General features: G+C 68.7%; 10 protein-coding genes and 1 pseudogene. 5 read left to right on the top strand and 6 right to left on the bottom strand.

What is annotated here, in order from left to right; all coding sequences use genetic code 11:
* Window positions 1-19 precede the first annotated feature (19 nt).
* A complete protein-coding gene (dxs, locus tag M2165_RS02860) occupies window positions 20-1879 on the top strand; it encodes a 1-deoxy-D-xylulose-5-phosphate synthase (RefSeq protein WP_280817454.1) in 1860 nt (619 codons plus the stop codon).
* Window positions 1880-1991: 112 nt separating this feature from the next.
* On the top strand, window positions 1992-3074 hold the full coding sequence (locus M2165_RS02855; protein WP_280813178.1) for a TRAP transporter substrate-binding protein: 1083 nt from the start codon (window positions 1992-1994) through the stop codon (window positions 3072-3074).
* A gap of 124 nt (window positions 3075-3198) precedes the next feature.
* Here M2165_RS02855 and M2165_RS02850 read toward each other — a convergent pair whose 3' ends face one another.
* Together M2165_RS02850 and M2165_RS02845 are read right to left on the bottom strand one after the other, a co-directional pair.
* Window positions 3199-5019 carry a TRAP transporter large permease subunit gene (locus M2165_RS02850; protein WP_280813177.1) on the bottom strand — a complete coding sequence of 607 codons (1821 nt, stop codon included), beginning with the start codon at window positions 5017-5019 and terminating at the stop codon, window positions 3199-3201.
* 11 nt (window positions 5020-5030) lie between these two features.
* Window positions 5031-5630: a TRAP transporter small permease subunit gene (locus tag M2165_RS02845; RefSeq protein ID WP_280813176.1), complete on the bottom strand. Its 600-nt coding sequence runs from the start codon at window positions 5628-5630 to the stop codon at window positions 5031-5033.
* A 198-nt stretch (window positions 5631-5828) separates the two neighbouring features.
* On the opposite strand from M2165_RS02845, the gene M2165_RS02840 reads away from it, so the two are divergent.
* On the top strand, window positions 5829-7118 hold the full coding sequence (locus tag M2165_RS02840; protein WP_280813175.1) for an SUMF1/EgtB/PvdO family nonheme iron enzyme: 1290 nt from the start codon (window positions 5829-5831) through the stop codon (window positions 7116-7118).
* A 20-nt stretch (window positions 7119-7138) separates the two neighbouring features.
* Here M2165_RS02840 and M2165_RS02835 read toward each other — a convergent pair.
* The 3 genes and pseudogenes from M2165_RS02835 to M2165_RS02825 all read right to left on the bottom strand — a co-directional run bounded on the left by M2165_RS02835 (window position 7139) and on the right by M2165_RS02825 (window position 11123).
* Window positions 7139-8573 (bottom strand): annotated as a pseudogene (locus tag M2165_RS02835) (MFS transporter).
* Window positions 8570-9679, bottom strand: coding sequence for a substrate-binding domain-containing protein (locus tag M2165_RS02830; RefSeq protein ID WP_280813174.1), 1110 nt, complete (start codon window positions 9677-9679; stop codon window positions 8570-8572). The pseudogene M2165_RS02835 and the gene M2165_RS02830 overlap by 4 nt, the downstream one beginning before the upstream one ends.
* Before the next feature lie 88 nt (window positions 9680-9767).
* The gene (locus M2165_RS02825) at window positions 9768-11123 is read right to left on the bottom strand and encodes an aspartate aminotransferase family protein (protein WP_280813173.1); all 1356 of its coding nucleotides are present in this window, start codon (window positions 11121-11123) and stop codon (window positions 9768-9770) included.
* A gap of 97 nt (window positions 11124-11220) precedes the next feature.
* Here M2165_RS02825 and M2165_RS02820 point away from each other — a divergent pair, with 97 nt between their 5' ends.
* Window positions 11221-12156: a LysR family transcriptional regulator gene (locus M2165_RS02820; protein ID WP_280813172.1), complete on the top strand. Its 936-nt coding sequence runs from the start codon at window positions 11221-11223 to the stop codon at window positions 12154-12156.
* A gap of 65 nt (window positions 12157-12221) precedes the next feature.
* Here the strand turns inward: M2165_RS02820 and M2165_RS02815 are convergent, their stop codons facing one another.
* On the bottom strand, window positions 12222-13019 hold the full coding sequence (locus M2165_RS02815) for a FadR/GntR family transcriptional regulator (protein WP_280813171.1): 798 nt from the start codon (window positions 13017-13019) through the stop codon (window positions 12222-12224).
* A 189-nt stretch (window positions 13020-13208) separates the two neighbouring features.
* On the opposite strand from M2165_RS02815, the gene M2165_RS02810 reads away from it, so the two are divergent.
* On the top strand, window positions 13209-13736 hold a 528-nt coding region (locus M2165_RS02810), incomplete at its 3' end, for an ABC transporter substrate-binding protein (RefSeq protein WP_280813170.1).

The raw sequence follows: 13736 nt of genomic DNA, 5'->3' as shown, positions 1-13736 counted from the left end.
GAAGACCCACCACGAACCCATGGCACCGCTGCTTCCCACGCTCCACGACCCGGCGCCGATCCGGCAGTACGACCGGGCCCAGCTCAAGCAGCTGGCGGACGAGGTGCGGGCCTGCGTGCTCGACAACGTCTCGCGCACCGGCGGCCACCTGAGCTCCAACCTCGGCACGGTCGAGCTCACGGTCGCGCTGCACCACGTCTTCCACACGCCGCACGACCGGCTGGTGTGGGACGTGGGTCATCAGACCTATCCGCACAAGATCCTCACCGGCCGGCGCGAGCGCATGCCCACGCTGCGCCAGATCGGCGGCATCTCGGGCTTCCCGCAGCGCACCGAGAGCGAGTACGACACCTTCGGCACCGCGCACTCGTCGACCAGCATCTCGGCCGCGCTCGGCATGGCGATGGCGGCCAAGCAGAAGGGCGAGGACCGCCACACGGTCGCGATCATCGGCGACGGCGCGCTCACGGCCGGCATGGCCTTCGAGGCGCTCAACAACGCCGGCGTGTGCGACTGCAAGCTGCTCGTGATCCTGAACGACAACGACATGTCGATCAGCCCGCCCGTGGGTGCGCTCAACCGCTACCTCGCGCAGCTCATGAGCGGCAACTTCTATGCCGCGGCGAAGAACGTGGGCAAGAGCGTGCTGCGCGCCGCGCCGCCGCTGTTCGAGCTCGCCAAGCGCTTCGAGCAGCATGCCAAGGGCATGGTGGTGCCGGCCACGCTGTTCGAGCAGTTCGGCTTCAACTACGTGGGCCCGATCGACGGCCACGACCTCGACTCGCTGGTGCCCACGCTGGAGAACCTCAAGCACCTCGACGGCCCGCAGTTCCTGCACGTGGTCACGAAGAAGGGGCAGGGCTACAAGCTGGCCGAGGCCGACCCCGTGGCCTACCACGGTCCCGGCAAGTTCGATCCGCAGGTCGGGCTGGTCAAGTCGGCCGCGCCGGCCAAGCAAACCTTCACGCAGGTCTTCGGCCAGTGGCTCTGCGACATGGCGGCGCACGACGGCCGGCTCGTGGGGATCACGCCCGCGATGCGCGAGGGCTCGGGCCTGGTCGAGTTCGAGCAGCGCTTTCCCGATCGCTACTACGACGTCGGCATCGCCGAGCAGCATGCGGTGACCTTCGCCGCGGGCCTGGCCTGCGAAGGCCTGAAGCCGGTCGTCGCCATCTATTCGACCTTCCTGCAGCGCGCCTACGACCAGCTGATCCACGACGTGGCGATCCAGAACCTGCCCGTGGTGTTCGCACTCGACCGCGCGGGGCTCGTGGGCGCCGACGGGGCCACCCATGCGGGCGCCTACGACATTCCGTTCCTGCGCTGCATTCCCAACATGAGCATCGCCTGTCCGGCCGACGAGCGCGAGACGCGGCAGCTGCTCACGAGCGCCTACGAGCAGAACCATCCGGTGGCGGTGCGCTATCCGCGCGGTGCCGGCGCGGGCGTCGCCCCGCACCTCGCGCTCGATGCGCTGCCCTTCGGCAAGGGCGAGCGGCGGCGCGAGGGCCGGCGCATCGCGATCCTCGCCTTCGGCACGCTGCTGTATCCGGCGCTCACAGCGGCCGAGTCGCTCGACGCCACGGTGCTCAACATGCGCTGGGCCAAGCCGCTCGACGTCGAGCTGCTGCTCGAGGCCGCGCGCACGCACGAGGCGCTGGTCACCGTCGAGGAGGGCGCCGTGATGGGCGGCGCCGGCAGCGCGGTGCTCGAGGCGCTGCAGGCCGCGGGGCTGCAGAAGCCGGTGCTGCAGCTGGGCCTGCCCGACCGCTTCATCGAGCATGGCGATCCCGCGAAGCTGCTCGCTTCGATCGGGCTCGATGCCGCGGGCATCGAGGCCTCGATCGTGCAGCGCTTCGGCGCCTCGGTCGCAGGGTAAACCCCGGCCGGGCGGATGTAAGCACGTTCTTACAATCGCCGGGACTTACGAAAGTCGTCGACGCGGCCACAAGCCGCGTTTCGTTTTTTCCAATGCACTCGGAGTGAATTCAATGGATCGTCGTTCCCTCATCAAAAACGCCGGCATCGCCGGCGTTCTGGCCGCCGGCATTGCGCCCGCAGTCCATGCGCAAGCCGCCGTCCGCTGGCGGCTCGCGTCGAGCTTCCCCAAGTCACTCGACACCATCTACGGCGGCGCGGAAGTCTTCGCCAAGGCGGTCAAGGCGATGTCGGGCGGCAAGTTCGAGATCTCGGTGCATGCCGGCGGCGAGCTGATGCCTCCGTTCGGCGTGGTGGACGGCGTGCAGAACGGCTCGGTCGAGATGTGCCACACCGTGCCCTACTACTTCTACGGCAAGAACCCCGCGTTCGCGCTGGGCTCGGCGATTCCCTTCGGCCTGAACTCGCGCCAGATGACCGCGTGGATGACGCACGGCAACGGCCGCAAGCTCATGAACGAGTTCTACGCCAAGTACAACATGCTGAGCTTCGCCGGCGGTAACACGGGCTGCCAGATGGGCGGCTGGTACCGCAAGGAGATCAAGTCGCCGAACGACTTCAAGGGCATGAAGATGCGCCTCGGCGGCGGCCTGATTGGCGACGTGATGACCAAGCTCGGCGCGGTGCCGCAGAGCATCCCCGGCGGCGAGATCTACCAGTCGCTCGAAAAGGGCACGCTGGACGCCGCCGAATGGGTTGGCCCGTACGACGACCAGAAGCTCGGCTTCAACAAGGTCGCGCCGTTCTACTACTACCCCGGCTGGTGGGAAGGCGGCCCCGAGGTCGATTTCTTCATCAACCAGAAGGCCTTCGACGGCCTGTCGGCGGAGAACAAGGCCATCGTCGAAGCGGCAGCCGCGCTGGCCTCGTCGGACATGCTCGCCAAGTACGACGCGCTGAACCCTACCGCGCTGAAGCAGCTCGTGGCCTCGAAGACCAAGGTGCTGCCGTTCTCGCAGGCCGTGCTCGACGCCTCGTTCAAGGCCTCGATGGAAGTCTTCGCCGAGAACGACGCCAAGAGCCCCGAGTGGAAGAAGATCTACGCCGACCTGCGCACCTTCCAGCGCGACCAGGTGCTGTGGTTCCGCTTCGCCGAGTCGGCGTTCGACACCTTCATGGCCAAGCAGAAGCTCTGATCCCGCGGGCTTCGGGCCTTGCGAGAGACAAAAGGAAAAGCCCGCATCGCGCGGGCTTTTTTTCGTCCGTCCGCAGCCCGCGCAGCGCGCGGACCCGGACCGGAATGCGGTCCGGGGCGCGGGACTATTTCTTGTCCCGCTCCATCGATTCGAGCATCGCCTTCATCGGATCGTCCTCCGCCGCCGGGGCGGCCGCGCCGCCTTCGGGCGCCGAGGCCCCGGCCTCCGGGGCGGGCGTCGCGGGCGCACCGGCGTCGGGCGGCGGCACCTCGGGCGCGGGCACCTCCGGTGCAGCGCCCGGCATGTTCGCTTCCATCTCGCGCATGACCTTGTCGAGGTCGTAGACCTCCTTCTCGTCCAGGCCGCTCGACACGATGCCCGGGAAGGCGATGATCAGGCCGACCATCGCGAGCTGGATCAGCAGGAACGGCACCGCGCCCCAGTAGATCTGCATGGTGGTGACCGGCTCGACGAGCTTGCCCGTCACGCGGTCGGTGTAGGCCTTCGTGGGCGCCACGCTGCGCAGGTAGAACAGCGCGAAGCCGAAGGGCGGGTGCATGAACGAGGTCTGCATGTTCACGGCCAGCAGCACGCCGAACCAGATCAGGTCGATGCCCAGCTTGTCGGCCACCGGCGCCAGCAGCGGCACCACGATGAACGACAGCTCGAAGAAGTCGAGGAAGAACGCCAGGAAGAACACCATGATGTTCACCACGATCAGGAAGCCCAGCTGGCCTCCCGGCACCTTGGCCAGCAGATGCTCGACCCACAGCGGCCCGTCCACGCCCTGGAACACCAGGCCGAAGATCGTGGCGCCGATCAGGATGAAGATCACGAAGCACGAGAGCTTGGTGGTGGTGTTGAGCGCCTGCTTGAGCAGCGACATGCTCATGCGTCCGCGCACCGCAGCCATGATCAGCGCGCCCACGGCGCCCATCGCGCCGCCTTCGGTCGGCGTGGCGACGCCCAGGAAGATGGTGCCGAGCACGAGGAAGATCAGCAGCAGCGGCGGAATCAGCACGAAGGTCACGCGCTCGGCCATGCGCGAGAGCAGGCCCATGCGCGTGATGCGGTTGATGACCGCGATCACCAGCGCCAGCAGCACGCCTGCGCACATCGACACCACGATCGTCTCGTCGGTGGCGACGCGCGTGACTTCCTCGCCCTTCCACCAGCTGTGGATGTCGACGATGTGTCGCGCGAACCAGACCGATGCCACGGTGCACACGGCGGTGAGCACCAGCAGCGAGAGACCACCGCTCTTGCCGCTGTCCTCGCGCATCGTGCGCGCTTCGGGCGGCAGCGCGGGCACCCACGCGGGCTTGAACACCGCGAGCAGGATCACGTAGCCCGCATACATCGCCATCAGCAGGAAGCCCGGCAGGAACGCGCCCTTGTACATGTCGCCTACGCTGCGGCCGAGCTGGTCGGCCAGGATGATCAGCACCAGCGACGGCGGGATGATCTGCGCGAGCGTGCCCGAGGCCGCGATCACGCCGGTGGCGAGGCGCCGGTCGTAGCCGTAGCGCATCATGATCGGCAGCGAGATCAGGCCCATCGAGATCACCGAGGCCGCCACCACGCCGGTGGTCGCCGCGAGCAGCGCGCCCACGAACACCACGGCCAGCGCGAGGCCGCCGCGGATCGGGCCGAACAGCTGGCCGATGGTCTCGAGCAGGTCCTCGGCCATGCCGCTGCGCTCGAGGATCAGGCCCATGAGCGTGAAGAACGGGATGGCGAGCAGCGTGTCGTTCTGCATGATGCCGAAGAGCCGCAGCGGCATGGCCTGCAGCAGCGCCTCGGGCAGAAGGCCGAGCTCGATGCCCACGAAGCCGAAGAACAGGCCGCAGGCGCCCAGGCTGAAGGCCACGGGGAAGCCGACCAGCAGGAAGCAGATCAGCCCCGCGAACATCAGCGGGGCGTAGTTCTGAATGATGAATTCCATGGTGCGTGCGCTCAGCTGGACTTGGGTTGGGCTTCGGCGAGCCGGCGGATCGACTCCGCCAGCTCTTCCTCGGCCGTCTTCTCGCCGCGCTTGGCGGTCGGGTCGTCGATGCGGCCCTGCAGGAAGGCGACGCGCTTGATGAGTTCGGACCAGCCCTGCAGCATCAGCAGCGTGAAGCCGAGCGGGATCATCGCGTACACCGGCCAGCGGATCAGGCCGCCCGCGTTGTTCGACATCTCGCCCGAGCGGTAGCCGTTCAGGAAGAACGGAATGCCGTACCAGAGCACGGCCAGGCAGAAGGGCGTGAGGAAGAAGGCGAAGCCGAAGATGTCGACCCAGATCTGGCCGCGCTTCGAGAGGCGGCCCACGAGCACGTCGACCTTCACGTGCTCCTGGTTCAGCAGCGTGTAGCCCGCGGCGATCAGGAACGAGGCGGCGAACAGGTACCACTGCACCTCGAGGTAGGCGTTGGAACTGGTGTTCAGCACCTTGCGGACGATCGCATTGATGGCACTGATCACGGTCGACGCCAGGATGAGCCAGATCACGTACTTGCCGATCTGGGCATTGAGCCAGTCGACCGCGCGCGAAAACCTGAGCAGGAAATTCATGCTCTTCTCCAGAGAGGAAATGGATGCGTTGGAATGCAGAAGCGGGCCGGGTTCCGTCGGCGGGCGACGGTCGGGGGCTTCGGCGGACGCGCGATTTTATCGGCGCCGAACGCGATTTCCGGGCTGGCCCGGGCGGTGTATTCCCGTAGGCGCGGGTGCATGGATCGCACCAGCAGCGTGCGCTCGCGATAATGCAACATGCCGTCGTCATCGCCCCTCACGCCTTCGAGCCCGGCGCATTCCATCGACTCGCCCGAGATGCACCGCGCGGGCCGCGAGCTGCTCTCGCTCGCGCTGATCGACGCGCGCAACCACACGCTGCACCTGCTCTCGCTCTACGAGCAGGCACTGGGCTCTTCCACCCTTGCCGTGCCCGCGAGCGACGAGAGCATCGTGCCGCCGGTGTGGCTTGCGGGGCACATCGGCTGGTTCGCCGAGTGGTGGATCGGCCGCAACACCCAGCGCGCCTTCGGCGCCGAGTGCCCCGTGCGGCCGACCCGGCTCGCGGCCATCGATCCCCATGCCGACGAATGGTGGAACCCTGCGCAGGTGACGCGGGTGCGGCAGTGGTCGCCCGACCTGCCCGATCTCGCGCACACCAAGGCCTACCTGCTCGAAACGCTGGAGAGCACGCTCGAACTGCTCGAGCATGCGGCCGAGACCGACCCGGGCCTGTACTTCTACCGCCTCGCGCTCTTCCATGAAGACATGCGCGGCGAGCAGTTCATCGTGATGGCGCAGACCCTCGGGCTGCCGCTGGGCATCGGGCAACCGCCCGCCACCGTGGTGCGCGAGCCGCTGGTGCTGCCCGCCACGCGCTGGGAGCTCGGCCTGCCCGAGCAGGGCGGCGGCTTCGCCTTCGCGCAGGAGATCGGCGCGCACCGGGTCGACGTGCCCGAGTTCGAGATCGATGCGCAGCCCGTGACCTGGAACCAGTACATCGAGTTCGTCGACGAGGGCGGCTACGACCGCGAGGAACTCTGGCATCCCGAGGGCTGGCGCTGGCTCGCCGACCAGATCGAGGGACGCCGCAGCCCGCGCCACGTCGAGCAGATCGGCGCCGCGCGCCACGGCACCGGCGGCTCGGTGCTGCAGCACCGTTTTGGTGCGACCGTGCGCGCCGCCGGCCACCACAGCGCGGTGCACCTGAGCTGGTGGGAGGCCGACGCCTGGGCGCGCTGGGCCGGCCGCCGCATCGCCACCGAGGTCGAGTGGGAGATCGCCGCCCAGGCGGCCGCGCGGCGCGGCTTCCGCTGGGCCGACGTGCATGAATGGACCGCGGGCACGCTGCGGCCCTGGCCCGGCTTCCGCGCCGATCCATGGAGCGCGGGATCGGAGTTCGATCCGGTGCCGGCCTTCGGACGCGCGCGCGTGCTGCGCGGCGCCTCGTTCGCCACGCGCTCGCGGCTGCGTTCGCTGCGGCGCCGCAGCTTCGCGCTGCCGGGCCGCGACGAGGGCTTCTTCGGCTTCAGGACCTGCAGTCTTTGAATCGAGCGCTGCGGCGCGCCTCAGCGGTCGTGCGGGCCCGATGACATCGGCGGCGCCACTTCCTCCAGCGGCTTGCGTTCCGCATCGGCCGCGTAGCGCAGCGCGAGCAGCCCGGCCCACGATGACCAGCGTGGCGCCGATCGCATAGCCCACCGTCACCGCGCCGCGGCTGCCGGTCTCGATCAGCAGGCCGAACAGCAGCGGCGCCGCGAAGCCGCCCGCGCCGGTGCCGATGGCGTAGAAGACCGCGATCGCCATCGCGCGCATCTCGAGCGGGAATACCTCGCTGACCGTGAGGTAGGCCGAGCTCGCCGCGGCCGAGGCCAGGAAGAACACCGCCGACCAGCACAGCGCCTGGCTGCGCGCATCGAGCCAGCCCATCATGAAGGCCCAGCTGGTGAGCGCGAGCCCGACGCCCGCGAGCACATAGGTCAGCGCGATCATCCGGCGCCGGCCCACGCTGTCGAACAGCGGCCCGAGCAGCAGCGGCCCGAGCACGTTGCCGAGCGCGAACGGGAAAATGTAGAGCGCCACGTTGTCGTCGGGCACGCCGTAGAAGCGCGTGAGCACCAGCGCGTAGGTGAAGAAGATCGCGTTGTAGAAGAAGGCCTGCGAGACCATCAGCGCCACCGCGACCACGCTGCGCGCGCGGTAGCGGCGCAGCAGCACGTGCGCCACTTCGCGCATGGTGGGGCTGCGGCGCTGGCCGGCATAGGCCATGCGCCCCTCGGCGGGCGGGAGCGGCCCGTGCTGCGCGCGCACTTCGGCCTCGATGGTCTCCACGATGCGCAGCGCCTCGTCGGCGCGGCCGTGCGCCACCAGCCAGCGCGGGCTCTCGGGCACGTCGCGCCGCACCAGCAGAATCGCCACCGCGAGCAGCGCGCCGAGGCCGAAGCCCACGCGCCATCCCCACACCGGGCCGATCACGGCCGGGTCGAGCAGCAGCAGGCTGAGCCCCGCGCCGAGCGCCGCGCCGATCCAGAAGCTGCCGTTGATCGCGAGGTTCACGCGACCGCGCACGCGCGCCGGAATCAGTTCGTCGACCGCCGAGTTGATGGCCGCGTATTCGCCGCCGATGCCGAGGCCGGTGACGAAGCGGCAGAGCGCGAAGAAGGCGAAGTCGTTCGAGAACGCGGTGGCGAGCGTGCCGATCGTGTAGACCACCAGCGTCACGAGGAACAGCTTCTTGCGTCCGAGCCGGTCCGTGAGCCGGCCGAAGAGCAGGGCGCCGGCCACTGCGCCGAGGATGTAGATCGAGCCCGACCAGCCGATCTCGGTGGCGCTGAGCCCCAGCGTGTCGGGCCGTTCGAGCACCGCGCCGATCGAGCCGACCAGCGTCACCTCCAGCCCGTCGAGCACCCAGGCCACGCCGAGCGCGATCACCACGCGCCAGTGCCAGCGCGACCACGGCAGCCGGTCGAGCCGCGCGGGGATGTCGCTGGTGGCCGGGGTCAATGCGGGCTGTGCTCCTTTTCGCGCTGGAAGGTCCACCACGGCAGCAGCGCGCGCAGCGACTGCACTTCGCCGCTGCCCGCGGTCTCGTAGCCGGGCAGCGTGCCTAGCAGGTGCTGCCAGCCCGGGCTGCGCAGCACCTCGACCAGCGCCTGCACGGCCGGCTGCTCGAGCGCGGACTTGAGGCAGGCGAGGTGGTAGCGCTCGTGCACCAGCGGCACGAAGCCGAGGCCTTCGGCATGCGCGGCCGATTCGAGCCCGAGCCCGGCGTCGGCCTGCCCCGAAGCCACCGCATGGGCGACCGCCGCATGCGAGGTCTCGCAGCGTTCGTAGCCGGAAAGCGCCGCAGCGTCGAGTCCGGCCTGCGCGAGCAGTTCGTCGAGCAGCACCCGCGTGCCGGTGCCGATCGGGCGGTTCACGTAGCGGGCATGGAGCCGCGCCGCGTCGGCCAGCGAGCGCAGCCGCAGCGGATTGCCGGCCGCCACGATCAGCCCCTGCGTGCGCCGCGCGAAGCCGATCAGCTTGTGCTGCCCCGGCTTGAGCAGCGGCTGGTAGGTGCGCTGCGCGATCGATCCGCGCGGCGGATGCTCGAGCGTGTGGAAGCCCGCCATCACGCAGCGGCCCTGGTTGAGCGCGCGGATCGCATCGACGCTGCCGGTGAAGTGGATGTCGAGCTGCAGTTGCGCGGTGCCCGCGGCATGCGTGCGCAGCAGCGCGAGCGCGTCGTCGTGGCTGGCCTGCAGGCTCAGCACATGGGTGCGGTCGTCGAAAGCGAGCGCGAACGCGCGTTCGAGTTCGGCATGCAGCGCCTCGATCTGCGGCGCCAGCCGGGCCTGCGCCTGGCGCTCGGCCCACAGCAGCTTGTCGCCGAATTCGGAGAGCTGGGCGCGCTGGCCCTGCTCGCCCTGGATCAGCGGCCGGCCCAGCGTCTGTTCCCATTCGCGCAGCTCGCCCCACACATGGCGGTACGAGAGCCCGAGCGCGCGCGAGGCGCCCGAGATGGACCCCTGCTCGCGCACGGCGAGCAGGATCTGCATCAGCGGATTGCGGATCTGTCGCGATCCGTTCCGGCGCGGCCGGATCGCATAGGAGAGGTCGATCTGTTGCACGGGAGGCAGGCAGCGGAGGGGTGGAAGGGCCGGCCCATTATGCAGAGCCGCCCCGTCCGCCGCTGTCGGCCTCGACGCCGTGCCGGCCTCACGCCGTTTCGGCGAGCGCGTCGGCGAGCGCGTTGACGAGCCGGTCGATCTCGGCCTTCTCCGCAATGAAGGGCGGCGCGAGCTGGATCGTGTCGCCGCCGTAGCGCACGTAGAAGCCCTTCTTCCAGCAGTTCATCGCGATCTCGTACGGACGGCGCGCCGGCTCGCCCGGCAGCGCGGCGATCGTCAGGCCCGCGGCCAGGCCGAAGTTGCGGATGTCGCTGACGTACTTGCTGCCCTTGAGGCTGTGCACCGCATTCTCGAAGTGCGGCGCGAGCGCCTGCACCCGGCCGATCATGTCTTCCTTCTGCAGCACGTCGAGCGCCGCGATGCCGGCCGCGCAGGCCACCGGATGCGCGCCGTAGGTGTAGCCGTGCGGAAACTCCAGCATGTAGTCGGGCCCGCCCGCCGCCATGAAGGTGTCGTAGATCTCCTTGCGCGCGATCACCGCGCCCAGCGGCTGCGCACCGTTGGTCACCTGCTTGGCGACGTTCATGATGTCCGGCGTCACGCCGAAGGCTTCCGCGCCCGTGAGCGCGCCGCAGCGGCCGAAGCCGGTGATGACCTCGTCGAAGATCAAGAGGATGTTGTGCGCGGTGCAGATCTCGCGCAGCCGCTGCAGGTAGCCGCGGGGCGGAATCACCACGCCGGCCGAGCCCGCGAAGGGCTCGACGATCACGGCCGCGATGTTCGATGCGTCGTGCAGCGCGATCAGGTCGAGCAGGCGGTCGGCCAGTTCGGCGCCGTTGTCGGCCATGCCGCGCGTGAAGGCGTTGGCCGCGATCTGCGTGTGCGGCAGGTGGTCGGCCTCCACGCCCTGGCCGAAGAGCTTGCGGTTCGCGCCGATGCCGCCCACCGAGATGCCGCCGAAGTTCACGCCGTGGTAGCCCTTCTCGCGGCCGATCAGGCGCGTCTTGCTCGCCAGGCCCTTGGTGCGCCAGTAGGCGCGCGCCATCTTGAGCGAGGTGTCGGCCGCCTCGGAACCCGAGCCGGTGAAGAACACGTAGTCCAGGCCCGCCGGCGTGAGTTCCCTGAGGCGGTTGGCGAGTTCGAACGACAGCGGATGGCCGAACTGGAAAGCGGGCGAATAGTCGAGCTTGGCGATCTGCCGGCTCACCGCCTCGGTGATCTCGGGCCGGCCATGGCCCAGGCCCGAACACCACAGGCCCGAGAGCCCGTCGAAGATCTTGCGGCCGTCGCCGTCGGTGAAGTAGGCCCCCTTGGCCTCCACGATCATGCGCGGATCGGCCTTGAAGTTGCGGTTGCCGGTATAGGGCATCCAATGCGCGTCGAGCCAGGCGGCGTCGGTGCGCAGGGCGGGCGTGGGTTCGATGGCGGGGGCGGCGAGGGTCATGGCGCGCGGGCTCCGGAAAGGGTGAGGGAAAGACGCGATTGTTGGCAGCGCGTTCAGTGTGGAGAATGGCGCAATATCAATGTTCACTTGACGGTTCATGCAAGTAAAGGAAAAGACCCGCAGCCGCGCCGTGCTGGGCCAGCTCAGCGACATGGACCTGCGCCTGCTCAAGGTGTTCAGGAGCGTGGTCGACTGCGGCGGCATGGCGGCCGCCGAGCTCGAACTCAACATCGGCACCTCCACCGTGAGCCGCCACGTCAAGGACTTGGAGACCCGCCTCGGCCTGGTGCTGTGCCGCCGCGGCCGCGCGGGCTTCGCGCTCACGGCCGAGGGCCAGCGCGTCTACGACGAGACGCTGCGCCTGCTGGCCTCGGTCGATGCCTTCCGCGGCAGCATCGACGACATCCACAACCGCATGGGCGGCCAGCTCGACATCGCGCTGTTCGACAAGACCGCCACCAACCCCAAGGCGCGCATCGGCGAGGCGATCGCGCGCTTCACCGAGATCGCGCCTGAGGTGAGCCTTGCGGTGCACGTGGGGTCCATCAACGCCATCGAGCAGGGCGTGCTCGAAGGCCACTTCCAGATCGGCATCATCCCGGCGCACCGCAGCTCGAAGAGCCTCGTCTACGCCGATCTCTTCGACGAGACCATGCTGCTGTACTGCGGCAAGGGCCACCCGCTCTTCGGCGCCGATCATGCGAAGCTCACCTGGGCCAAGCTGCGCGAGCATCACTTCGCCGGCCTCGGCTACCACTCGCCCAACATGGAACTGAGCCACCGCGCGAAGCTCTCGCGCAAGGCCACGGGGTTCGACCAGGAGGCGATTGCTACTTTGATCCTGTCAGGGCGCTTTCTCGGGTTCTTGCCCGATCACTATGCGCAGGCGTTCGAGCAGCGCGGGCTGATGCGGGCGGTGGCGCCGGGGCGGTTCAACTATGCGTGCCTGTTCGTGAGCTTGTTGCGGAGGTCGCCGAAGCCGTCGAGGGCGGTGTTGGCGTTTCAGGCCTGCCTCGAGGCGGCCCATGGCTGAGCGCCGCGCTTGCTCGTGGTCTGCGCCTTGATCAAGCGGCTCCGGCCAAGCGAGCTCTCGCCAAACTACCGCTGCCCACTCGGCAGCAACAAATGCTTCGCCCCGATGTGCGCCTCCATCTCGTGCATGTGCGCCTCGGCATCGACCATGTGCTCGGCCATCAGCCGGCGCACTTCGTCGGCGTCTTCCTTGCGGTAGGCCGCCAGCAGCTGGGTGTGGTAGTCCACGTTGGCCTCGCCGAAGTGGTGGTGGTCCAGCGCCTTCTTGTAGACCACCAGGTCGCGCAGCAGGTCGTTCAAGAAGCGGCACATGAAGGAGAGCACCGGATTGGGGCAGCTCTCGGCCAGCAGGGTATGGAAGGCGAGTTCGGCCTCGCGCTGGATGCGCAGTTCGTCCTCGGTGGTGGGCTCCTGGGTGCACAGGCGCACGTTCTCTTCGAGGCGCTCGAACTGTTCGGGCGTGAGGCGGCCCACCACGCTCACGGCCAGTTCGGGTTCGAGCACCTTGCGCAGCTGGTAGATGTGGTGGCCGTCGAGGTGGTGGAAGTGCAGGAAGTTGCGCAGCGGCTCCGACGCATGCTCGACCGAGACCTGCTGCAGGTAGGCGCCGCCGCCCGGGCCGGTGCGGATCGAGATCAGGCCGCGCACTTCCAAGGCCTTGAGCGCCTCGCGCACGGTGCTCTTCGAATAGCCGAAGAGTTCGATCAGCTCCTTCTCGTTCGGCAGCCGGTCGCCGGGCTGCTTGCGCTCGGCCACGATCCAGCGCTTGACGTCCTCGACGATGACGTCGGAAAGCTTCTGCCGCCTGGGCCGGTTCTGCCCGAAACCCCTGGCGTCCTGCTGCTGCTGCTGCTTGGATTTCATGCGTGAAAGGAAGTCATGGCGAGAGTGAAGAAGCAAGGAGCAAGCAGGTCCCGGGCCTGAGCGCCGCCGATTTTGGCACGGCCATTGCTAGCGGGTTTTTACCAGCATATTAATCCTATTTATCCGCTTAAATTGCCTGCGCATTCCACGCAGCACTTGCGCTCACTTCATCCCTGATCGGAGAACTCCATGCAACGCAGACACCTTCTTCAGCTCGCCGCCCTGTCGGCCGCGCCCGCCTCGCTGCTCGCCGGCCGCGCCGCCTGGGCGCAGTCGGCCGAGGCGATCCGCTTCGGCTGCCCGGTGCCCATGTCGGGCGCCTTCGCGGCCAACGGCAAGTTCGCGGACCTAGGCATGAAGCTCGCGATCGAGCAGTACGGCAGCGTGCTCAAGCGGCCGCTCGCCTACACGGTGCTCGACACCGAAGGCAAGCCCGCGACGGCGGTGCGCAAGGTGCAGGAAGCCTCGCAGCAGCAGGGCGCGAAGTTCTTCGCGGGCGGCATCCTGTCGTCGGAGGCGCTCGCCATGGGCAAGGAGGCCGAGAAGGCCGGCGGCGTCTTCATCACCACTGCGGGCGCGGACGAGATCACCGGCAAGGACTGCAACCCGGCCACCTTCCGCTGGTCGGTGCCCACCTTTGGTGCGGTGGAGCAGACGGTGCGGCCGCTGATCGCGAGCATGCCGAAGGCGAAGCGCTGGTACACGATCACGCCGCAG

This window comes from Variovorax sp. TBS-050B (genome assembly GCF_029893635.1).
Classification (GTDB): Bacteria; Pseudomonadota; Gammaproteobacteria; order Burkholderiales; family Burkholderiaceae_C; genus Variovorax.
The sequence above is the reverse complement of the archived record's forward strand: the minus strand, read 5'-3'. Positions and strand labels throughout refer to the sequence as shown.